Raw genomic sequence first — 21,028 nt, 5'->3', positions numbered from 1 at the left:
AGCATGTCCGCCGAGCAGAGTGCGTGGTTCGCGCAGACTTTCGACGAGCTCGTCGCGAACATCGGTCAGGCGCTGCTCGGCAAGGAGCACGCGGTGCGTCTCGCCCTGACCTGCATGATCGCCGACGGGCACCTCCTGCTCGAGGACGCACCGGGGACCGGGAAGACGTCGCTGGCCAAGGCGATCGCCGCGACCGTCCAGGGCACCCACAGCCGGATCCAGTTCACGCCGGACCTGCTGCCCAGCGACGTCACCGGCGTGACGATCTACGACCAGGGCTCACGCTCGTTCGACTTCCACCCGGGACCGGTGTTCGCCTCGGTCGTGCTGGCCGACGAGATCAACCGTGCCTCGCCCAAGACCCAGTCCGCCCTGCTGGAGGTCATGGAGGAGGCCCGGGTCACCGTGGACAAGGTCTCCCACCAGGTCGGCCGCCCCTTCATGGTGATCGCCACCCAGAACCCCATCGAGCAGGCCGGCACCTACCGGCTCCCCGAGGCCCAGCTGGACCGGTTCCTGGTCAAGACCTCCCTCGGCTACCCGGACCGGGCCTCGACCGTCCGGATCCTGTCCGGCGCGTCGGACCGCGACCGGACGAAGAGTCTGCTTCCCAAGATCACCACTCAGGCCGTCGCGGAGATGTCGGACCTGGCCACGACCGTGCACGTCGAGGACGTCGTCCTCGACTACGTGGCCCGGCTGACCGAGGCGACCCGGGAGGATGCGCAGACGGTCGTCGGGGCCTCGGTCCGCGGATCGCTCGCGCTGGTGCGGCTGGCCAAGGTGTGGGCCGCCTCGCAGGGGCGCGGCTACGTGATCCCGGACGACATCAAGCTCCTCGCGGAACCGGTGCTCGCGCACCGGCTGATCCTGGACACCGAGGCCGAGTTCGCCGGCGTCACCGCGCGCCAGGTCGTCGCCCGCGTGCTCGCCGAGACCGCCCCGCCGGCGACCAGAGGCTGACGAGACCATGCGACTGCCCGTCCGACGCCTGAGGGCCCTGGTACGACCGTTGAGGTCGGTGTCCGGGCTCGGCTGGGCCGTGCTCGGGCTCGGGGCCGTGCTGTCCGGCGCCGGCTGGTGGCTCGGCTGGCTCGAGCTGCTGGTGGTGGGCCTCGGGCTGCTGGGGATGGCGGCTCTGGCGGTTGCCCTGACTCTCGGCCGCTCGACCTACGACGTCGACCTGGAGGTCGTGGACCGCCGGGTGACCGTGGGCCAGCGCGTGACCGGCAGGGTCGAGGTGCGCAGCAGGGCTCGCAGGCGGCTCCTGCCGGCCCGCATCGAGCTCCCCGTCGGACGGCAGGTCGCCGAGTTCCCGCTGCCGTGGCTGCGCCCCGGCGCTCGTCACGAGGAGCTGTTCTCGATCCCCACCACGCGGCGGTCGGTCGTGCAGGTGGGCCCGGTGCGCTCGGTCCGCGGGGACCCGTGGGGCCTGATCGCCAGGAGAGTGGCGTGGACCGGGACGGTCGAGGTCTGCGTGCACCCGGTGCTCGTCCCCCTGACCGGCGCGGCCGCTGGGGTCCTGCGCGACCTCGAGGGTCGACCGACCCGGGTGGTGTCCAACTCGGACCTGTCGTTCCACGCGCTGCGCGACTACGAGCCCGGTGATGACCGGCGTCACATCCACTGGAAGACGACGGCGCGGACCGGGACTCTGATGGTGCGCCAGTTCGAGGACACCCGCCGCACGCACACGGCCGTCGCGCTCGCCACCTGCGCAGCGGACTACCGCGACGAGGACGAGCTCGAGCTGGCGGTGGCAGCTGCCGCCTCGATCGGGGTGTCCGCACTCCGGGAGGACCGGAGCCTGACCTTCCTCGCGGGCTCGCGGTTGCGCACGCATGAGGCAGGAGCCCTGCTCGACGACGTGGCGCGCGTGACGACCAGCCCCGGGGGTCGCGCCGCGACCGCACTGGTGCCCTGGATCTCCTCGGACGCCCCTGACGCGTCCGTCGTGGTCCTGATCACCGGGTCCGTGCCCGAGCTTCCCGTGCTGCGAGCGGCCGCCGAGCGGCTGCGCGGTGGTGCCCCCACCCTGCTGCTGACGTGCCGGAGCGGGGACACCACGGAGGTCACCGCGCGCGGTTCGCTCGCCGTGGCCCGGCTGGGTGCGCTCGAGGACCTGCCCTTGCTGCTGCGACGGGTGGTGGGTACATGAGGCGCCGTCCCGAGATCGACGTCGTGGTGCTCACGGTGAGCCTCGCGCTCGCGATGCTGCCCGTGATCCCGGTCTTCGGTGCCCGGGCGCTGGTCGCACCGGTTCTCGCCGGGCTGATCTGCGGCGCGGGGCTCGCCGTGGTCGCGGCGCACCTGCGGTGGGGGACCGCGGTCACGATCGCCGCGGCGCTCGCGGCCTACCTCCTGGTGGGACCCGCGGTGGTGGGGGACGCGACGCGCGGGCCGCTGCCCAGCGCCCGCAGCACGGTGGACCTGCTGACCGCGGCGGTGACCGCGTGGAAGCAGGTGCTCACCCTCGAGCCGCAGCTCGGGACCGCGGGGACGGTCCTGGCGGCCCCGTTCCTGCTGGCGCTCGTCGGCTCCCTCGGTGCACTGAGCCTGGCCCTGCGCACCCGGCGTGCCGGCGCCCTGGCCGCCCTGGTCCCGCTCGCCGTCCTGGTGGTCTGCGTGGTGCTCAGCACGAAGGTCGCCGTGTTTCCGGTCGCCGCCGGGGTCGGCATGGTGCTGAGCCTGGTGAGCTGGGTCTCGTGGCGCTCCGGCACGCTCGCACCGCGCCGGGTGGTGTCGATCGCGCTGGTGGCCGCGGTCGTGACGGCGCTCGGGTCGGTGACCGCCCCATGGCTCGCCGAGCAGCGCGCCCGGTTCGTGACCCGGGACGAGATCGTGCCGCCGTTCGACCCGGCGGACCAGCCCAGCCCGTTGTCGGCGTTTCGCGCCTTCGTCAAGGACTGGGGCGACACGGACCTGCTGACCGTCCGCGGCCTGCCTGAGGGAGCGACCGTGCGGCTGGCAACCATGGACGCCTTCGACGGCGTGGTGTGGGACGTCGCCGGGGCCGCGGCCGCGGAGGGCTCCGGCTCGTTCCGCCGGGTGGGGAGCGAGGTCGACCCGCTGCGCCGTGTCGGGCAGCGCGCAACGGTGCGGTTCGAGGCGGGTGCGCTGCCGTTCGTCTGGCTGCCGACCGTGGGGTGGGCCAAGCAGGTGACCTTCTCCGGCGGGGACGGTGCCCTGCGCTCGCAGCTGCGGTACAACGACGCGACGGGCACGGCCGCGCTGGTGGACGGGGTCCCGCGGGGCCTGGAGTGGACCGAGGACGTCGTGGTGCCGACCGTCCCGACCGAGCCGGACCTGGACCGGGCGACGACGGCGCGCGTGGTGCTTCCCAAGCCGCAGGAGGTGCCGGACATGGTGCGCACCAGGGCGGCGCAGATCGCAGGGACCGCAGGGTCGCCGGGCCTGATCGCCCGGTCTCTGGAGGAGGAGCTGTCCACCGACGGGTATTTCAGCCACGGTCTGGTGGACCGCGGTGACACGCCCTCGCTGTCCGGGCACGGCGCCAACCGGATCACCGACCTGCTCGGCACGACCATGGTCGGGGACGGTGAGCAGTACGCCTCCGCGATGGCCCTGATGGCACGGGAGATGGGGTTGCCGTCGAGGGTGGTCCTCGGCTTCGTGCCCGACCCCGCCGTCGCGGGCGACCCGGCGATCACCTTCACGGGGTCCGACATCCAGGCGTGGGTCGAGGTCGACTTCGCCGGCTACGGGTGGGTGAGCTTCTTCCCGACGCCGGACCAGAGCCGGACGCCACGCCAGGACACCTCACCCCAGCAGGCGGCGGCCGACCCCGCCGTCCGCCAGCCCCCGCCTCCTCCGCAGGACCCGGTGACCGCGCCGGACGACGACACCGAGCAGCCCACCACGGACGACAACCAGGACCGGTCCCAGCCCTCGGAGGTGCTCCTCGTGCTGCGTCGGGCCGCGCTGCTCGGAGGCGTCCCGACACTCCTGGTGCTGGGCCCCCCGCTGCTGCTCGCACTGCTCAAGGGTCGACGGCGTCGTCGTCGGCGGCGAGCCGAGGACGGGGTGCGGCGCGTGATCGGCGGGTGGGACGAGGTGCTCGACCGCGCGACGGACCTGCGTCGCGACGTCCCGGACCAGGCAACCCGCCGCGAGATCGCGGTCGCGCTGGCCGGCTCCTTCGGGCCGGCCGGGACGAGACCCGCCGATGGTGGCCGGCGCTCGGCGGGCATCGGGGGCCCGGTGGCCACGCTCGCGGCGCGCGCCGACGCCGTGGTGTTCTCGGGACGCAGCCCCACCGAGGCCGAGGTGGAGGCGTACTGGACGCAGGTCGACAACGCTGTCGGGGCGATGCGCCGTGCCGTGCCGCGCCGCGTGCGCTGGCGATCATGGTGGACCTGGGCGTCCCTGCGCGGGGCGCGCTGACCGGGCCCGGCAGCCCGGCCCGGGCGCACCTGCACGGAATGTTCACCCGATCGGACTCATGTCGGACGGTGGCAGTGCCGATGTCGGGTCCAGAGCCCGCCCGCCCCCCGCGGGCGCGGCCACCACTCGCCGGACCGGACGGAGGTGAGCCGGATGCCCGCAGCAGGGTCCGTCCCGGCGAGCCTGGGCAAGCGAGCGTTCGCGCGCCTCATCGACCTCGTCGCGGCCCTGGTGCTGGGCGGTGGCCTGGTGGTCGGCGGGGTCCTCGGTCAGCAGCGGGCGGGCGAGCCCCAGGTCAGTGCGATGACGGTGCTGGGCCTCGTCGCGCTGGCAGGGCAGGGCGTGGTGCAGTGGTCGCTGCTGGGCCGCCGCGGGTACACGCTCGGCCGGGTCCTGACCGGGCTCCGGGTGCTCGCGGCGGGCGACGGGCGGCCGATCGGCCTGGGCCGGGCCTTCGCGCGCGAGCTCTGTGTGCTGGTCGCGTGGTCGACGGTGCTCGTCGGCCTGCTGATGACGGCCTCGGCGCGGCGCAACGCCCGGCGGCAGGGCTGGCAGGACCGTCTGGTCGGGGACGTCGTGTTCGACGTGAACATCGGCGTGGACCCGGTGCACGCACCCCCCACGCCGCGACAGGCCACCGAACGCCTGCAGTCCCTGCTCGGGGACGACGACCGGCGTCGCCACCGCGCTGCGCCGGGCCGCGCACGGTCGCCGGAGGCCTCCGCACCGCCCGTCACGACGACCGAGGCCGCGGCGCCTCCCGGGGTCGTGCCGAACGGCGGGCCCGCGGTCGAGGGCGAGCGAGAGGTGGCCGCCGTCGCGGCGCCCACGACGGTCGCCCAGGGCACCAGGGTCGTCCCGCGGGCGCCACACGTGCAGCGGGCGAGCGGCTCCTCCCGCGGCTTGCCCGAGGACCTGGAGCGCACCTCGATGCGCGAGGCCAGGTCCAGGGTCGCCTACGCGCCCACGAGGGCCCAGACCCGTCCGCGCGCGACGTTGCTGCTGTGGGACAACCGGGTGGTCGTGCTCGAGGGGACCGCCCTGGTGGGCCGCAACCCCGCGCCGCGCGAGGGTGAGGGACTTCCCGTGCAGGTGATCGCGGTGGTGGACCGGGGCCGATCGGTGTCCAAGACCCACCTGGCCATCGGCGTCGACGGCGCCGGCGTGTGGCTGCGGGACCGCAACTCCACGAACGGCACCGTGGTGACCCTGGAGGACGGCCAGCAGATCCTGTGCGCGCCGGAGCAGAAGGTCCGGGTCCCCGTGGGCGCGTCGGTCGCGTTCGGCGACTACTGGTTGACCGTCGCGGGCTGACGGCGAGCGAGCCGCCCGGCCCGCAGCCCGTGCGCGGTGAGGATGACCAGGGCCGCCCACACGAGCGCGAAGCCCCACCACCGGGCCGCGGGCATGCGCTCGCCGAACACCACCACGCCGATCACGAACTGCATGGTCGGCGTGAGGTACTGCAGCAGGCCCACGACCGACAGCGGGAGCCGCCTCGCGGCGCCGGCGAACAGCAAGAGCGGTACCGCGGTGACCACGCCGGCCCCGGCCAGGGCGAGCGCGTGCCAGGGTCCCGTCGCGAACGATCCGCCGTGCAGGACCGCCAGGAGCCAGACGAGGGCGAGCGGGGCGAGCACCGCGGTCTCGACCGCGAGACCGGTCAACGGCGGCACGCTGCGACCCACCCGGTTCTTGATCAGCCCGTAGAGGCCGAAGGAGCCGGCCAGGGCCAGGGAGATCCACGGGGGGCGTCCGAGACCGACCGTGAGCACCAGCACGGCGGTGGTACCGAGCCCCACCGCGGCCCACTGCGCGGGCTGGAGCCGCTCGCGCAGCACCAGCACGGCCAGGACCACCGTGAGGATCGGGTTGATGTAGTACCCGAGCGCAGCGTCCACCGTGTGGTCGGAGAGCACCGCGTAGACGAAGACCAGCCAGTTGCCGGCCACCAGCACCCCGCCGGCGGCCAGCCGGGCCAGGGTCGCGCGGGAGCGCAGCACGTCGAGCGCTCGGCGCAGCGTGCCGGTCACCGCGAGGCCGACGAGGCAGAACACGAGCGACCACAGCACCCGGTGGGCGATGATCTCGACGGAGCCGGCCGGCGCGAGGAGCGGGAAGTACAGCGGGAGGAAACCCCACCAGAGGTATGCGCCGAGACCCTGGGCGAGCCCGGACCCGTCACTCTGCGTCCGGGTGCCCGGACGGGGAGGGGTGCCTGCGGCCACGGACCAGACGCTACGCGCGTGACCGCGCGGTGGTCGTCGGCGTCCAGGAGGCGGCCCTGGCGCCTAGACTGGTCCGTCGGTCGCGCAGCACACGCGCGCGGCTGACCCTCGTCGGAAGGTGTTGTCCCGCGTGAGTCCCCTGCGCGTCGCCGTGGTCGGCGCCGGCCCTGCCGGCATCTACGCCGCGGACATCCTGTCCAAGACCGGCCTGGACGTGAGCATCGACCTGATCGAGCGCCTCCCTGCGCCGTTCGGCCTGGTGCGCTACGGCGTCGCTCCGGACCACCCTCGCATCAAGCAGATCATCGTCGCGCTGCACAAGATCCTCGAGCGCGGCGACATCCGGCTGCTGGCCAACGTCGACGTGGGGACGGACATCGCCGTCGCCGAGCTGCACCGCTACTACGACGCGGTGGTCATGGCCACGGGCGCGATCCGGGACGCGGAGCTGCCGATCCCCGGGATCGACCTGCCGGGGTCCTACGGCGCGGCGGACTTCGTGTCCTGGTACGACGGTCACCCGGACGTGGCGCGGACGTGGCCGCTCGAGGCGCAGCACGTCGCGGTGATCGGCGCGGGCAACGTCGCGCTCGACGTCGCGCGGATGCTCGCCAAGCACGCCGAGGACCTGCTGCCCACGGAGATCCCGGACAACGTGCACCGGATCCTCGAGGCGAACCCCGTCACGGACGTGCACGTGTTCGCCCGCCGCGGTCCGGCCCAGGTCAAGTTCTCGCCGCTGGAGCTGCGCGAGCTGGGCAAGGTGCCCGACGTCGACGTGGTGGTGTATCCCGAGGACTTCGAGTTCGACGAGGGGTCGATGGCCGCCATCCACTCCTCCAACCAGACCAAGCAGGTGGTCAAGACCCTGACGGACTGGACGCTGAAGGAACCGGAGGACCTGACCGCGAGCCGGCGGATCCACCTGCACTTCCTGCACCGCCCGGTCGCAGTGCTCGGCGAGGACCGGGTGACCGGGATCCGGACCGAGCGGACCACGCTCACGGGTGACGGGACCGCCGCCGGGACCGGTCAGCTGCACGACTGGCCGGTCGAGGCCGTCTACCGTGCCGTCGGCTACTTCGGGTCCCCCGTGCCGGGTCTCCCGTTCGACGAGGTCGCCGGTGTGATCCCCAACCGGGAGGGCCGCGTCGTGGGGCCCGACGGCGAGCACCTGACCGGCGTGTACACCACAGGGTGGATCAAGCGGGGCCCGGTCGGGCTCATCGGGCACACCAAGTCCGACGCGACCGAGACGATCGGGCACCTGGTCCAGGACGCGCCCGCGCTGCCGCGTGCGGCCGAGCCCGACCCGGGAGCGGTGACGCAGCTGCTGGCGAGCCGGGGTGTCGGACACATCGAGTGGTCCGGGTGGGTGCTGCTCGACGCGTACGAGCAGTCGCTCGGCGAGCCGCACGGCCGCGAGCGGATCAAGCTGGTGCCTCGCGAGGACATGCTGCGTGTGATGCGCGGCGAGGCCTGAGCCCGGCGCCCGCACCGGGTTCGCACAGCCGACGTCCACCCCGTTCCGGGCCGGCCCGCAGGGAACCGTGCCAGCCTGTGGAACGTTGACGTGGGCAGCCGCCGCGGTGCGGTGCGTACGTCGGGCAGGAGGGTTCACGTGGGACGGCAGCACTTCAACGGCCTGAAGACCGCAGGTCTGTTCGGCTTCCTGTGGGCCGTGCTGCTGGGCGTGGGCTACCTGGTGGCCAACGCGGCCGGGAGCTCGGCCTTCCTGTGGTTGTTCGCCGGCCTGGGGGTGGTCGGCACGGCGTACGGCTACTGGAACTCCGCCTCGATCGCCATCCGGGCGATGCACGCCTATCCGGTCAGCGAGCTCGAGGCCCCGGAGATGTACCGGATCGTGCGCGAGCTGTCCACGCAGGCCCGGCAGCCGATGCCCGCTCTGTACATCTCGCCGACCGCCGCCCCCAACGCGTTCGCGACCGGGCGGGACCCTCGGCATGCCGCGGTGTGCTGCACGGAAGGCATCCTGCGGATGCTCGACGAGCGCGAGCTGCGCGGGGTGCTCGGGCACGAGCTCATGCACGTCTACAACCGGGACATCCTGACGTCCTCGGTTGCGGCAGCCATCGCCGGGCTGATCACGGCGGTGGCGCAGTTCCTGCTCTTCTTCGGCGGCGGCAACCGCAGCAACAACCCCATCGGCGCGATCGCCCTGGTCTTCCTGGCGCCGATCGCGGCGATGATGATCCAGCTCGCGATCTCTCGCACCCGGGAGTACGACGCCGACGAGGACGGCGCACGGTTGACCGGCGACCCCCTCGCGCTGGCGTCGGCGTTGGAGAAGCTGGACGCCGGGACGGCGCGAGCCCCGCTGCCGGCGACCCGGGACCTGGTCGACGTCTCGCACCTGATGATCGCCAACCCGTTCAAGGCCGGCGGGATGGCCAAGCTGTTCGCGACCCACCCGCCGATGGCGGACCGGATCGCCCGGCTGCGCCAGATGGCGGGCTACCCGGACGCCTGAGGCGTCCGGCCGAGATCAGTCGTCCGGGCCCGCGATGTCCGTCCGGGCGACGGGCGTGCGTCGCAGCGTCTGAGCCATGTTGGTGGCCTCCACGACGTCCTCGTGGGTGAGCACGCCCTTGACCGCGCGAGCCGGCGCGCGCGCCCCGTCCTCGGTGAGCACGGTGAGGTGGACGCCGCTGCCGCGCAGCACCCCGATGAGGTCGACGATCTGCGCGTCCGCAGGGGCGAAGGTGGGCTTCGTACCGGCCAGGTCCAGCAGCGGGGTCGCCGGTGAGCGCTGCGAGCGACGCGCCTCGCCGATGCGGTGCGCGGTCACCACGCCGGCGACCCCTCCGTCCGGCCCGGCCAGCACGATGTGGCTGTTCCGGCGCCCCCAGGTCAGGGGCAGGTCCGACAGGGTGGCGTCCGCGGGCTTGACGACGAACGGCGCGTGGACGAAGTCGACCGCCCGGCGCGTCAGGTACAGGGAGCTCTGCAGCGCGGCCGGCAGCTGCTGTCCACGGCGGGACAGCTTGAGGGTGTAGATGGTGTCCGACATGAGCGAGCGTCGCACCAGGTAGGCCAGCGAGACCGCGACGATCAGCGGGATGAGGACCTGGAAGTCCCGGGTCATCTCGAAGGTCATCACGACGGCTGTCACGGCGGCTCCGGTGCTCGCACCTACCATGCACGCCATCCCGACGACGGCCGCGTTGACGGGGTTGAGGTGCATCCCGGGAGCGACGGCGTCGACCACGGTCGCGAACGCTGCGCCGAGCGTCGCACCGATGAACAGCGCGGGTGAGAAGACGCCGCCGGACGCCCCCGAGCCCAGGGTCAACGACGTGGACAGCAGCTTGAGCCCAGCCAGCAGCACCATGAACCCGGCGGCCGTGAGGGTGCCCTGCAGGATCTCCTGGATCGTGGCGTAGCCGACGCCCTCGATCCAGTAGTGCCCGGTGCGTGCCATGAGCAGGTAGATCGTGACGCCGACCACGAGCATGCCGATCACGTGCCGGAGGTAGTCGTTGACCGGGAGCCGGTCGAACAGGTCCTCGGCCCAGTAGATCGACCGGGTGTAGAGCCAGCCGACCAGGCCGAGGAGAATGGCCAGCAGGCTGTAGCCCACCAGTGACATCGGGGACACGGCGGGCGGGTCGATGGTGAGCGCGGGGATGACGAACGAGGGCTGGTCCCCGAAGAACAGTCCCGCGATCACGCTCGCGGTCCCCGTGGCGATCAGCACGGGGATCAGCGTGCGGGCACTGATCTCGACGATGAGGATCTCGGCGGCGAAGATCACGCCGCCGATCGGGGTGTTGAACGTGGCGGCGATGCCGCCGCCACCGCCCGCCGCGATCAGGGTCAGGCGTTGCCACTCGGGCAGCTTGAGCCACTGGGCGAGGATCGAGCCGAACGTCGCGCCGATCTGGATGATCGGTCCTTCGCGGCCGACGGAGCCCCCGGATCCGATCGAGATCGAGGAGGCCAGGGCCTTGACGCCCGCGACGCGCGGACGGATGCGGCCGCCCTTGAAGTGGATCGCGTCGATCACCTCGGGCACACCGTGTCCCTTGGCCTCGGGCGCGAATCGCTTGACCAGGACCACGACCGCGAGAGCGCCGACGACCGGCACCAGGATCACGCCCACGCCCCACCGGCTGGGGTCGGTGTGCACGAGGGCGTCGTAGGTCAGGCTGAGCCTGCCGCCGAAGAACAGGTTGTGGACCAGGGAGATCAGCGCCCTGAACGCCACCGCGCCGAGCCCCGCCACCACGCCGACGGCGAGTGCGAGGACGGCGGTGACGACCTCCGCGCGCATGCGTCGACCGATCGCGGTCACGAATCCCACCATGGGCGTCCTCTCGGCGGACCAGGGGTCCGTAGTCAGCGGCGGGCGGGCGCGGTGGCCTGCCCCTCTTCGGTCCCAGGAGCCGCGGCGGGGCCCCGGTGTGCGGCGGGGTCGCGGTGGGCGGCGGGGTCGCCGTCGCCGGAGCGCGGTCGGGCCGGTCCTCGCCGCACGCGCGGCTCGTGCGGCCGACGCCGGGGGGAGCGCAGCCGGGCCAGTGCGGTCCCGGCGGTCGCGGCCGGCGCCACGGGGAGGGGCGCCGTGAGGGTGCGCAGCAGGGTTCGGTGCGTGACCCAGCCCACGAGCCGCCCCTCCTCGTCCGTCACGGCGAGGCCGCCGTCGGGGTACTCGTGACGGCGCAACGCGTCCAGGCCGCGCCGCAGCACAGTCGTGGTGCGCGCGCGGGGTACGTCGTCGAGGACGTCCGCGACGGTCAACGTGCCGGCCGTGTCCTCGGTCTCCATCGCGGTGGCGACCTTGTCCGCCCGTAGCTGGCCGACGAGCAGGCCCTCGGAGACCACGGGCAGGGACCCGCGGCCGCTGGAGAGCAGGCGACGTGCGGCGGCCTCGAGCTTCACCGAGTCGGACAGTGCGACGGGTGGTGGTTCCATGACGTCGCCGAGGGTCTTGTCGGTCAGGCGGGGATCGGCGGCGCGGGAGTCGATCTCGATGCCGCGCCGACGCAGCTTCAGGGTGTAGATGCTGTCCCGGCTCAGCGCCCGGCTCACGCCCGTGGCCAGCACGATCGCGAGCATCAGCGGCAGGATGATGGTGTACTCGCCGGTGAGCTCGAACAGGATGAGCACCGCGGTGATCGGGGCGCGCGCGGCTCCGGCGAACACCGCTCCCATGCCCACGAGCGCGAACGCGCCGGCGGGACCGGCGATGCCGGGGAACAGCTGGGACGCGACGTCCCCGAAGGCGGCGCCGAGCATGCCTCCGATGAACAGGCTCGGGGCGAAGATGCCGCCGGAGCCGCCGATCGCGATGCTCAGGCTGGTCGCCACCATCTTGGCCACCAGGAGGCCCAGCAGCACTGCGATCGCGAACTCACCGTGCACACCCGCTTGCAGGACGGGGTAACCGACGCCGTACATCTGCGGGACGGCGAGCAGGAGCAGGCCGAGCAGCACGCCGCCGACGGCCGGCCTGGCCCACTCCGGGCCGCGCCAGATCTTGTCCGCGACGTCCTCGAAGCCGTACAGGATCCGGGTGAAGAGCACGCCGACGACTCCGGCGATCACGCCGAGGACGGCGAACAGCAGGTAGGCGCCCGCGTGGTGCACGGAGAACGTCGGCAGCTCGAGGAAGGGCACGTCGCCGAGGATCGCTCGCCCGATCACGGAGGCGGTGACGGCGGCGAGGACCACCATGCCGAACGACTCGGCGGTGAAGTCGCGCAGCAGCAGCTCGAGGGCGAAGAAGACCCCGGCGATGGGCGCGTTGAAGGTGGCAGCGATACCGGACGCGGCGCCGCACGCCACCAACGTGCGGACCTTGGTCTCCGACAGCCGTGCCCACTGGGCGATGCGGGAGCCCAGCGCCGAGCCGATCTGCACGATCGGGCCCTCGCGGCCGACCGAGCCGCCGGAGCCGATGGACAGCGCCGATGCGAGCGACTTGACGACGGCGACCTTGCCCTCGATCCGGCCGCCCCGCTGGGAGACGGCGAGCATGACCTCGGGGACGCCGTGCCCGCGGGCCTCCTTGGCCCACTTCTGGATGACCGGGCCGTAGATGATCCCGCCGACCACGGGTGCCAGGACGACGAACCAGGAGCCCAGCCATGGCACCCACGGGTGCGGGGGGTGGTTGCCGAGGCCGACGGCGGAGTAGTCGGCGTGACCGGTGAAGATCCAGGTCGCGCGCGTGATGAGCCACCGGAAGACGACGGCGCCCAGACCGGTGGTGGCTCCCACCACGAGAGCCATCACGGTCAGGGCGCCGGAGGTGCTCCGGAGCTGCCGAGCGGTCGTGCCGAGGCGCGCGGCAACTCCGGAACTTGTAGGCATACAACTAATGTAGCATGTCGTCCCATGACCACTCGACCCGAGGGTCCACCGGTCGGCCTCGACCGCGCGGCGGACGTCACCCTGCATGCGTCGCGGGCCCTGCTCGCCGTGATCGCCCGGTCGCTCAACGAGGCGCTCGACGAGGTCTCCCTGCCGCAATACCGGGTCCTGGTCCTGCTGGCCACGGAGGGTCCGCTGCGCTCGGGCGTGGTGGCGGAACGGATGGGCATCCACCCGTCGACCTTCACCCGGAACGCCGACCGGCTGGTCGCGGGCGGCTGGGTGCAGCGGATCGACGAGCCCGGCACGCGGCTCACGGTGCTCATCGAGCTGACCGACGCCGGCCGGGACCTGGTGGACCGTGTCACCGCGCGGCGGCGCGAGGAGATCGCGGCGATCCTGGCGGGCATGGCGGACGACGAGCGCGCCACCCTGGCCGACGCGCTCGAGGCGTTCACCCGTGCCGCGGGTGGACCGGCTCCGGGGGAGCTCTCGGCCCTCGGGATGTGACCGGCCGGACGCCCCTAGGACCGCGCGCTCCTACCGGTAGTTGACGAACTGCAGCGCGACGTCCAGGTCCGCCTCCTTGAGGAGGGCTATGACGGCCTGCAGGTCGTTGCGGCTCTTGCTCGACACCCGCACCTCGTCACCGGTGATGGTGGCCTTGACGCCCTTGGGGCCCTCGTCGCGCACGAGCTTGCTGATCGCCTTGGCGTTCTCGCTGCTCAGGCCCTGCCTGAGGGTCGCCTCGAGGCGGTACTCCTTGCCGGAGGCCTTGGGCTCGCCGGTGTCGATGGCCTTGAGCGAGATGCCGCGCTTGACCAGCTTGGTCTGGAAGACGTCGAGGACGGCCTTCACGCGCTCCTCGCTGTTGGCGAGCATGACGATCATGTCGCCGCTCCACGCGATCGAGGCGCCGACGCCCTTGAAGTCGTACCGCTGGGAGATCTCCTTGGCCGCCTGGTTGAGGGCGTTGTCGACCTCCTGGCGGTCGACCTTGCTGACGACGTCGAACGAGGAGTCGGATGCCATGGCGTGTCCTTCCGGTGCGGCGAGCGGGGGCGTGGCGTTCTCGCGCCGGGTCCGGTCCCGTTGGGCGTGCGGACCTCCCCCGGGGAGTTGCTATCCTTCCATCCGCACCGACCGTGGTCGGCCCGGCAGGTTACCCAAGCGGCCAAAGGGAGCTGACTGTAAATCAGTTGCGCGAGCTACGGGGGTTCGAATCCCTCACCTGCCACCAGCGACGCCCCGAGGAGACTCGGGGCGTTCGTCGTCTCCGGGTGCGCGTCAGGGATTGCACCACGTGCACGTGGCGGGATCGGCCGGCCCGGGGACCGGGACCCGTTCGCGGTGCTCGCACCGCGAACAGGTCGTGACCATCGCCACGGGCCCCCTGGTCGGCAGCCCGCACAGCCCGCACGGCCGTCCCTGCTCCGACCGGGTGAGCCCGAAACCCGGTACCGAGCAGCGCGGGCAGCGCGTCATCAGCCGCACGGCGAGGCGTTCGGCCGCCTCGGCGATGACCCGACGGCGGGTCGGGCACAGGTGCGCTCGCAGATCGGTCTCGACCCGGGCGAGCCCGTCGGCCGACGCGCGCGCGGCGTCCCGGACCGCTCGGTCGAGGTCCGGCAGCCGGGTGAGACCTGTGGCGATGCCGTCGGGGGAGCCGTCCGCCGGACGACAGATGAGTGCCTGGTCCGGGAACCCGACGGCGGCGCAGAGCTCCGAGAGGTCCTCCCCGGGGGCCACGGTGCGCGACGTGGCGGCGGTGTCGACGCTGAGCGCCTGCTCGGCGACGACGACGCCGAGGAGGTCGTCGACGAGCACCACGATCTCGAGGTCGGCGGTGAGGACGGGAACGCCCGGGTGCGGGCCGAAGCTGCCCTCGGAGGCGAGGCCCGCGTCCCGGCCCGTCGCCGCCATGGCGGCGCGGGCCTTGCGCTCCGCCACCTCGACCGGGCTGCCGGTGCGCGGGACCTCGCCCGTGAACGTGCCGAACCGGTCCGTGTCGATCTCGGTGACCTCCACCAGCAGCCCCGTCGGCGCCAGCGCAGGGGCGATCTGCGCCTCCTTCCCGTGCTTGGTGGCGAGCACCGCGACCCGGCCGCGATAGGTCGGGTCCACGGCTCCGAGCGGCACGTCAAGCATCGCGGACGGTCTCGCGCACGGTTCCCTCGCCCAGCGGGAGGGCCTCGGCCACCCAGCTGCCGTCGCGCCGCATCACCCATGTCTCGCCGGAGCCGGGTTCGACGACCGCCACGGTGATCCACCCGCCCGAGACGAGGCGGGCCACAGCGGGCTGCCGCTGAACGGCACGGTCGACCGTGGACCGCTCGGCCGCCACGACGACCAGGAGCCGGAGGGCCTCGTGGTGCGTGGCTGCCGTCCACGGGTCCTGCCCGGTCGAGGGGTTCGCGACGGGGGAGGTCGCCGAGACGGCCTGCCAGGGGAGCCCGAGTCGCAGGTCACCGCGCGCCCCGGTCACGACGGCCGAGAGCGGTCCGTCGCCCACGACGTTGTGGGTCGTCTTGTCCCCGGCGCCGAAGCGGTGCGGGTCGACGGTGGATGCCCAGTACTGCGCCGTGATCCACTGGGCCACCACCACCGGAGCGGCGAGGAGCTGCTCGAGGACCACCCCGTCGGGGTCGGACCCGGCCCGGTAGGACTGCAGGAAGACCCGTCCGTCGAGCGCCAGACCACGGGTGAGGTCGCGCGGTCCCACGACGATCGCGGCCGCCCCGGCCAGCCCCCACTCCGGGCGGGGCTGGGCCCAGTCCGCGGCGCGCCGGCGCACCTGACCGAGCCCGTTGCGGTGCGCGCCCTCGGGGAGCAGGGCCAGGCGCTCGTGCCGGACCGCGTGCCCGGCGCGGGACAGGTCGGCCTCGAGGTCGCCGAGGGTCGAGGACCACTGGTCGGGCAGCTCCTCGCGGTCCAGGACCGCCACGACGTCGCGCGTGGTGTCGTGCACCGCCGCGACGAAGCGCGTCTGCGGCGTGAGGGTGACGCCCCGCTCGCCCAGGGCCCGACGCACCCGAGGGTCGTTCAGCGCCTGCACCATGACGCGCGCGTTGACGTCCCCTGCGGCGCCTCCGCACGCACCGCAGTCGTAGGCGGCCACATGCGGGTTGTTGGTGACCCCGCCGCCATGACCGGCGATGACCACGAGCGGTGCCAGGTCGGGGTTCCCGAGGGTGGCCAGGAAGCCCGCCGCAGCATCGGCCAGCGTGTCCACGCCCACGTCCGAGACGACGTCGAGGGTTCCGCGACGTGGCGTGCCGAGGGCGCGTCGGACCACCTCGCGCAGGGCGCGGGCGCCGGCCGGAGCGAGAGTCGTGAGCAGGACGAACGGCGCGTAGAACCAGCCGGCCGCCTCGGCCCACCCGAACGGCAGGCCTACGGCGCCCTCGACCGCACGCGCGGCGGCGACGAGCGCGTCGTCGCAGCCCGCGAGGCCGCGCGTCGGGCCGCGCCGTTCCGTGACCGCGGCGCCGGGCCGGACCAGCGCGGGGGTCCGTTCGGTCACGGTCCCCGTCGGGCCGCTGTGCTGGACCGGGAGACCGAAGAACCCTGCGGCCCCCAGGGTCTCCCACGGCCCCAGTGCCTCGAGGTGGCGGCGCAGCCGCTCGGACCGCACGTCGATGCACGTGACCAGCTGTGCCGCGGGCGGCTGAGCGGACCCCGGCGCGGCTGCGGGCTGCTCCGCGCGGGCCGCCACCGGGCCGAGCAGCGTCCGCCGGAACGCTCGCTCGAGGGCCTCGGCCCGCATGCTCGCCAGCCGGGCAGCCGTCAGGTCGGCGAGCTCGCCGGCCACCGCGCGGACCTCCGCGGGACCGGGGTCGGCTCCGAGCAGCCCGGCGTGCCTCAGGGTCGAGAGGTGCCCGGCCAGTCGGTCGTGCGAGTCGTGCACGAGGTCGCTCGGGTCGAACGGTCGGCCGAGCAGGCGTGGCGCATGCGCTTCGGCCACGACCACGTCGAGGGCCAGGCGCGTCGCGACCAGCTCGGCGAGGAGCGCGTCGGCGGCACCCTGCGTCGGGAGGTCGAGGCCGGCCTCCCGGCCAAGACGCTCGTGGCGTGCACGCCACTGCAGGTGCGCGGGCCAGCCCGGGTCGCGGGCGACGACCCGGGCGAGCAGCGCAGGACGGTCCTGCGGGTGCACGCCCAAGTGCTCGAGGAGCGCCGCGATCGCGCCGGTGGCGTCGGCAGGCAGCGCGGCGACGACGTCCGCGGCGCCCCGCACGCCGATGAGTGCGTCGAGATCCAGGGCGCGAAGCTCCTGCCACGGACCCGCCGCCCCGGGCCAGGCCGTGCCGGCGAGGGACCGGGCGCAGCAGTGGTTCGCCAGGTCCCGGGCGCGGCCCGCGACCTCCGGCGCGTGGGGCAGCAGCACCTGGACCGGGGTGCGCAGCGCGCGGTCGGGCTCGACCCCGGCCCGGTCCAGCGCGTCCACCGCCCACGCGAGCTCGTGGGCTCCTGGACCGTCGCTGACGAGCAGTGCGCGGAGCAGGTCCGGGCGGACGCCGACCTCGACGGATCCTGCCTCGAGCGCCGCAGCGAGGTCGGCCTCCTGGAGGCGCCCCCGCTCCTGTGCGTCCCGCAGCGCGCGCGCCGACGGTCCGGGCTCGGCCCCCCACGTGTCGCCGGCCACGCGGGTGGCCTCCACGACGTCGAGGTCCTCGAGGCCGGCGAGAGGGTTGCTCGCCACGAAGGACGTGAGAGGGAACAGGACGCCGGCGACCGACGACGCGCCGTCCAGGTCGTGGCGCGCGGCCGTGGCGTCAGCCTCGGTCACCGGCGGGATCGGCATCGCGACCGAGGGGGCGCCTGCGAACCGCCCGCGCAGCGTCGTGGGCCGTAGCGAGCTGCGGGCGGCCCGGCGCGCGAGCCGCGGCCGGCGTCCGGCACGGGCCGCGCCGTCGATGCGCGCAGCGACCACGCCGGTCACGACGAGCACGAGGACTGCCCCGGCGGTGACAGGGCCCTGCGGGCCGGTCCAGGGTGCGGGTTCGCCGACCACGTCGGCCAGCAGGTGGCCGAGGGCGCGCAGCCCGAGCAGGTACCCGGCCACCGCGGCCAGGACCAGGCCGGACGCGAGCAGGCGCGCCGGGAGCGGGGCGTCACGCCGGGCGACGGCGTCGAGCGCGACCCAGGCGGCGACCGTCGCGATGACCAGGACGAGCAGCTCCGCGGGGGCGGTCAGCGCGGGCAGCCAGGCCGCGGGCGCGAGCGCCGAGAGCCCCACCGTCGCCGCAACCACGGCGCCGAGCACGACCGGCAGCCGCCGATGCCCGGAACCCGCCGCATCGCGCGTCCTGGCACGTCCCACGGCACCGCCCGCTCCCAGGAACAGAGACGCCTTCCACACGCCGTGCCCGATCACGTGGGCCAGGACGCCCGCGGGGATCCCGAGACCTGCCTGGATCGCCAGGTAGCCCATCTGGGAGGAGGTCGACGCGGCCAGCCTTCCCTTGACGTCGGCGCGAGTGCGCAGCTGGGCGGTTGCGACGACCGCGGTGGTGGCACCGGCCAGCAGGAGCAGCACCCGGGCTGCGGTCGCGGCCTCGACCAGGGGCCACAGCAGCAGGGCTAGCACGCCGACCCCGTTGACGAGGCCGGCGTGCAGCAGCGCGCTCACCGGCGACGGCGCCTCGGCGGTCTCGGGCAGCCACCGGTGCGCGGGGACGAGCGCGCTGCGGACCATTCCGGCGCCCACGACGGCCAGTGCGGTGAGGGTGACGACGGAGCTGGGCGCCTGGGCGACCCGCGCGGAGAGGTCCGCCCGGTCGAGCGTGCCCAGCTGTGTGCCGGCCAGCAGGACGGCGGCCCAGAGCAGCGCGTCTCCCACCAGCAGTCGGGCCCTGACCTGCCGCGCGGCGCGCCGGGCCTGCGTCGTGCCCGCGTGGGAGACCAGACCCGTCAGGGCGAACGTCCCCAGGGTCCAGCCCGCGGCGAGCACAGGCAGCGAGGACGCCGTCACGGCGAGCGCGAGCCCCGCCACGGCGGCGGTCTCGAGCGCTGCGTACCGGACCAGACGCCGCTGGCCGACGAGGTTGCGGGCGCTGTAGCTGGTCACGACGGTGCCGATGCCCGCCACCAGGGCGAGGAGCGCGGCCTCGACGGGGCCGACGGTCCATGCCACGTCGGCCGTGCCGAGCGGGCCCAGGTCCATCCGTCCCAGGACCAGGGCCGGGGTGGTGCCGGACAGCGACCTGCCGAGGGCGACGAGCGCCGCGAGCAGCAGGGCTACCGGTGGGATGCGGGCGACCGAGAGGGCGAACATAGGAGGGAAGATACAGGAAATAAGTTTCCTGTAAAATCGACCCACGGAACGGGCCGGGGCGGGGCGTGATCGGGCACCATGGAGCTGTGTCCGTCGCGGGTCGTCGCCCGGGCCGGTCGGAGGGGACCCGGCCGGCCGCCGAGCCTGTGCCCGCGAGCCGGCGCGAGGGGCAGGGCTGGACGCTGCTGACCTCGCACGGCCGCGTGCTCCTGCTCATCGCCCGGGAGCCGGACCTGCGCCTTCGCGACATCGCGGAACGCGCCCGGATCACCGAGCGCTCGGCCGCGAGCATCGTGCATGATCTCGAGGTGGCGGGCTACGTCACCAAGGAGCGGGTCGGCCGTCGCAACCGTTACGTCGTGCACGGGGACCTGGAGTTCCGCCACCCGGCCGAGGGCGAGCATCGCGTGGGCGAGCTGATCGAGATCTTCGCCGACGACTGAGGGCGGGGGCGCAATTTCGCCCGCCGCTCAGGCTCCTGTACCCTGGCCTGCGCTGCCCCGATAGCTCAGTCGGCAGAGCGTCTCCATGGTAAGGAGAAGGTCAAGGGTTCGATTCCCTTTCGGGGCTCTGGCGGTGCCTGTGCGCGGGTGCCGGAATGGCGGGGTAGCTCAGGTGGTTAGAGCACACGGCTCATAATCGTGGTGTCGCGGGTTCGAGTCCCGCCCCCGCTACCACTCAGGACAAGATCGGTCGCGCCCGGCCGACGCACGACAGCAGAGGTGAATCGTGGCCAGCAAGACTCAGGACGTCCGACCGAAGATCACGCTTGCCTGCACCGAGTGCAAGGAGCGGAACTACATCACCAAGAAGAACCGGCGGAACGACCCCGACCGGCTCGAGCTGGCGAAGTTCTGCCCGCGCTGCGGCAAGCACACCGCGCACCGCGAGACCCGCTGACCGGATCGGCCATGCCGATCGACGCGGGCTACGCCGGACGCGCCTACCCGCCCACCGCGCCGTACCTGGTGGGGCGTGAGCACGTGCGGGACTTCGCGTCCGCCGTCGGAGCGACCCACCCGAGCCATCGGGACCCGGAAGCAGCCCGACAGATCGGGTACGCCGACGTGGTTGCGCCGCCGACCTTCGCGGTGGTGATCGCGCAGGCCGCCGAGGCCCAGTTGATCGCCGACCCGGCCGCGGGGATCGACTTCTCCCGCGTGGTGCACGCGGAAGAGCGCTTCACCCACCACCGTCCCATCGTGGCGGGGGACGAGATCACGACGGTCCTGCACGTGGACTCGATCACCGAGCGCGCCGGCCTGGCGATGGTCACCACCCGGTGCGAGCTCGTCGACGGTGCTGGTCGGCCGGTGAGCACGGTGGTCTCCACCCTCGCGGTCCGGGGGGACGGCACATGAGCGGCACGCCCGTCGAGGTCGGCCAGGTGGTCGGCATCCGCACCGTCGAGGTCTCGCGTGCGGATCTCGTGCACTACGCGGGCGCGAGCGGCGATCGCAACCCCATCCACTGGAACGAGCGGCTCGCGCGCGAGGTGGGCCTGCCCGGCGTCATCGCGCACGGCATGCTCACCATGGGGGTCGCGATCAACGTCGTGGTGGACTGGCTGGGGGATCCGGGCCGCGTGCTCGAGTACGGCGTGCGCTTCACGCGCCCCGTGGAGGTGCCCGATCCCGGCGCCGCGCTCGTGACCATCACGGCCACCGTGGGTGCTGTCGACGCCGGCACCGCCCGCGTCGACCTCGTGGTCGAGGCGGCCGGCGTCAAGGTCCTGGCCAAGGCCCAGGCCCTCGTGAGCCTGCCCACCCCCTGACACCGTGATCAC

General features: G+C 73.5%; 17 protein-coding genes and 3 tRNA genes. 14 read left to right on the top strand and 6 right to left on the bottom strand.

Annotated elements, in window-relative coordinates; genetic code table 11:
- The first annotated feature begins 3 nt into the window (after positions 1-3).
- From Q6348_RS01045 to Q6348_RS01030, 4 genes are all read left to right on the top strand, one after another.
- Complete coding sequence (locus tag Q6348_RS01045; RefSeq protein ID WP_304601877.1) at positions 4-963, top strand: AAA family ATPase; 960 nt, start codon at positions 4-6, stop codon at positions 961-963.
- A gap of 7 nt (positions 964-970) precedes the next feature.
- Positions 971-2,158, top strand: a complete 1,188-nt coding sequence (locus Q6348_RS01040; RefSeq protein ID WP_304599483.1) for a DUF58 domain-containing protein — start codon at positions 971-973, stop codon at positions 2,156-2,158.
- A complete protein-coding gene (locus tag Q6348_RS01035) occupies positions 2,155-4,404 on the top strand; it encodes a transglutaminase-like domain-containing protein (RefSeq protein ID WP_304599482.1) in 2,250 nt (749 codons plus the stop codon). Before Q6348_RS01040 ends, Q6348_RS01035 begins: the two co-directional genes overlap by 4 nt.
- A gap of 153 nt (positions 4,405-4,557) precedes the next feature.
- Positions 4,558-5,718: an RDD family protein gene (locus Q6348_RS01030; protein ID WP_304599481.1), complete on the top strand. Its 1,161-nt coding sequence runs from the start codon at positions 4,558-4,560 to the stop codon at positions 5,716-5,718.
- On the opposite strand, the gene rarD is transcribed toward Q6348_RS01030, so the two are convergent.
- Complete coding sequence (gene rarD, locus Q6348_RS01025; RefSeq protein ID WP_304599480.1) at positions 5,694-6,632, bottom strand: EamA family transporter RarD; 939 nt, start codon at positions 6,630-6,632, stop codon at positions 5,694-5,696. The two genes, Q6348_RS01030 and rarD, sit on opposite strands and share 25 nt — an antisense overlap.
- A gap of 121 nt (positions 6,633-6,753) precedes the next feature.
- On the opposite strand from rarD, the gene Q6348_RS01020 reads away from it, so the two are divergent.
- Positions 6,754-8,115, top strand: a complete 1,362-nt coding sequence (locus Q6348_RS01020; RefSeq protein WP_304601876.1) for an FAD-dependent oxidoreductase — start codon at positions 6,754-6,756, stop codon at positions 8,113-8,115.
- Positions 8,116-8,253: 138 nt separating this feature from the next.
- On the top strand, positions 8,254-9,123 hold the full coding sequence (htpX, locus tag Q6348_RS01015; RefSeq protein ID WP_304599479.1) for a zinc metalloprotease HtpX: 870 nt from the start codon (positions 8,254-8,256) through the stop codon (positions 9,121-9,123).
- A 15-nt stretch (positions 9,124-9,138) separates the two neighbouring features.
- Here htpX and Q6348_RS01010 read toward each other — a convergent pair whose 3' ends face one another.
- On the bottom strand, positions 9,139-10,947 hold the full coding sequence (locus tag Q6348_RS01010; protein ID WP_304599478.1) for a chloride channel protein: 1,809 nt from the start codon (positions 10,945-10,947) through the stop codon (positions 9,139-9,141).
- 44 nt (positions 10,948-10,991) lie between these two features.
- Positions 10,992-12,965 (bottom strand): chloride channel protein, encoded by a 1,974-nt coding sequence (locus Q6348_RS01005; RefSeq protein ID WP_304599477.1) that lies wholly within the window; start codon positions 12,963-12,965, stop codon positions 10,992-10,994.
- Positions 12,966-12,989: 24 nt separating this feature from the next.
- On the opposite strand from Q6348_RS01005, the gene Q6348_RS01000 reads away from it, so the two are divergent.
- Positions 12,990-13,475 carry a MarR family winged helix-turn-helix transcriptional regulator gene (locus Q6348_RS01000; protein ID WP_304599476.1) on the top strand — a complete coding sequence of 162 codons (486 nt, stop codon included), beginning with the start codon at positions 12,990-12,992 and terminating at the stop codon, positions 13,473-13,475.
- Positions 13,476-13,505: 30 nt separating this feature from the next.
- On the opposite strand, the gene Q6348_RS00995 is transcribed toward Q6348_RS01000, so the two are convergent.
- Positions 13,506-13,997: a YajQ family cyclic di-GMP-binding protein gene (locus Q6348_RS00995; RefSeq protein WP_304599475.1), complete on the bottom strand. Its 492-nt coding sequence runs from the start codon at positions 13,995-13,997 to the stop codon at positions 13,506-13,508.
- 124 nt (positions 13,998-14,121) lie between these two features.
- Between Q6348_RS00995 and Q6348_RS00990 the strand changes: the two genes are divergently transcribed.
- Positions 14,122-14,205: transfer RNA gene (locus Q6348_RS00990), tRNA-Tyr, on the top strand.
- A gap of 47 nt (positions 14,206-14,252) precedes the next feature.
- Here Q6348_RS00990 and Q6348_RS00985 read toward each other — a convergent pair.
- Positions 14,253-15,113 carry a DUF6671 family protein gene (locus tag Q6348_RS00985; protein WP_304599474.1) on the bottom strand — a complete coding sequence of 287 codons (861 nt, stop codon included), beginning with the start codon at positions 15,111-15,113 and terminating at the stop codon, positions 14,253-14,255.
- Positions 15,106-19,242, bottom strand: coding sequence for a putative inorganic carbon transporter subunit DabA (locus Q6348_RS00980; protein ID WP_304599473.1), 4,137 nt, complete (start codon positions 19,240-19,242; stop codon positions 15,106-15,108). The genes Q6348_RS00985 and Q6348_RS00980 overlap by 8 nt, the downstream gene beginning before the upstream one ends.
- A gap of 86 nt (positions 19,243-19,328) precedes the next feature.
- On the opposite strand from Q6348_RS00980, the gene Q6348_RS00975 reads away from it, so the two are divergent.
- The 6 genes from Q6348_RS00975 to Q6348_RS00950 all read left to right on the top strand — a co-directional run bounded on the left by Q6348_RS00975 (position 19,329) and on the right by Q6348_RS00950 (position 21,016).
- Positions 19,329-19,685: a helix-turn-helix transcriptional regulator gene (locus Q6348_RS00975; RefSeq protein WP_304599472.1), complete on the top strand. Its 357-nt coding sequence runs from the start codon at positions 19,329-19,331 to the stop codon at positions 19,683-19,685.
- 54 nt (positions 19,686-19,739) lie between these two features.
- Positions 19,740-19,812, top strand: a tRNA-Thr gene (locus Q6348_RS00970).
- A 30-nt stretch (positions 19,813-19,842) separates the two neighbouring features.
- A tRNA-Met gene (locus Q6348_RS00965) sits at positions 19,843-19,919 on the top strand.
- Positions 19,920-19,971: 52 nt separating this feature from the next.
- Positions 19,972-20,142: a 50S ribosomal protein L33 gene (gene rpmG / locus Q6348_RS00960; protein WP_263578066.1), complete on the top strand. Its 171-nt coding sequence runs from the start codon at positions 19,972-19,974 to the stop codon at positions 20,140-20,142.
- Between the two features lie 11 nt (positions 20,143-20,153).
- A complete protein-coding gene (locus tag Q6348_RS00955; protein WP_304599471.1) occupies positions 20,154-20,603 on the top strand; it encodes an FAS1-like dehydratase domain-containing protein in 450 nt (149 codons plus the stop codon).
- Complete coding sequence (locus Q6348_RS00950; protein WP_304599470.1) at positions 20,600-21,016, top strand: MaoC/PaaZ C-terminal domain-containing protein; 417 nt, start codon at positions 20,600-20,602, stop codon at positions 21,014-21,016. The genes Q6348_RS00955 and Q6348_RS00950 overlap by 4 nt, the downstream gene beginning before the upstream one ends.
- Positions 21,017-21,028 lie beyond the last annotated feature (12 nt).

Origin of the sequence: Actinotalea lenta, assembly GCF_030586465.1 — a bacterium.
Classification (GTDB): Bacteria; Actinomycetota; Actinomycetes; order Actinomycetales; family Cellulomonadaceae; genus Actinotalea; species Actinotalea lenta.
This window is presented reverse-complemented; position numbering and strand designations above follow the sequence as displayed.

Bases quoted from the DNA above. Each gene is read 5' to 3' on its own strand.
- Q6348_RS01045 (WP_304601877.1), top strand. From the start codon at position 4: ATGTCCGCCGAGCAGAGTGCGTGGTTCGCGCAGACTTTCGACGAGCTC.
- Q6348_RS01040 (WP_304599483.1), top strand. From the start codon at position 971: ATGCGACTGCCCGTCCGACGCCTGAGGGCCCTGGTACGACCGTTGAGG.
- Q6348_RS01035 (WP_304599482.1), top strand. From the start codon at position 2,155: ATGAGGCGCCGTCCCGAGATCGACGTCGTGGTGCTCACGGTGAGCCTC.
- Q6348_RS01030 (WP_304599481.1), top strand. From the start codon at position 4,558: ATGCCCGCAGCAGGGTCCGTCCCGGCGAGCCTGGGCAAGCGAGCGTTC.
- Q6348_RS01005 (WP_304599477.1), bottom strand. From the start codon at position 12,965: ATGCCTACAAGTTCCGGAGTTGCCGCGCGCCTCGGCACGACCGCTCGG.
- Q6348_RS01000 (WP_304599476.1), top strand. From the start codon at position 12,990: ATGACCACTCGACCCGAGGGTCCACCGGTCGGCCTCGACCGCGCGGCG.
- Q6348_RS00995 (WP_304599475.1), bottom strand. From the start codon at position 13,997: ATGGCATCCGACTCCTCGTTCGACGTCGTCAGCAAGGTCGACCGCCAG.
- Q6348_RS00985 (WP_304599474.1), bottom strand. From the start codon at position 15,113: ATGCTTGACGTGCCGCTCGGAGCCGTGGACCCGACCTATCGCGGCCGG.
- Q6348_RS00980 (WP_304599473.1), bottom strand. From the start codon at position 19,242: ATGTTCGCCCTCTCGGTCGCCCGCATCCCACCGGTAGCCCTGCTGCTC.
- Q6348_RS00955 (WP_304599471.1), top strand. From the start codon at position 20,154: ATGCCGATCGACGCGGGCTACGCCGGACGCGCCTACCCGCCCACCGCG.
- Q6348_RS00950 (WP_304599470.1), top strand. From the start codon at position 20,600: ATGAGCGGCACGCCCGTCGAGGTCGGCCAGGTGGTCGGCATCCGCACC.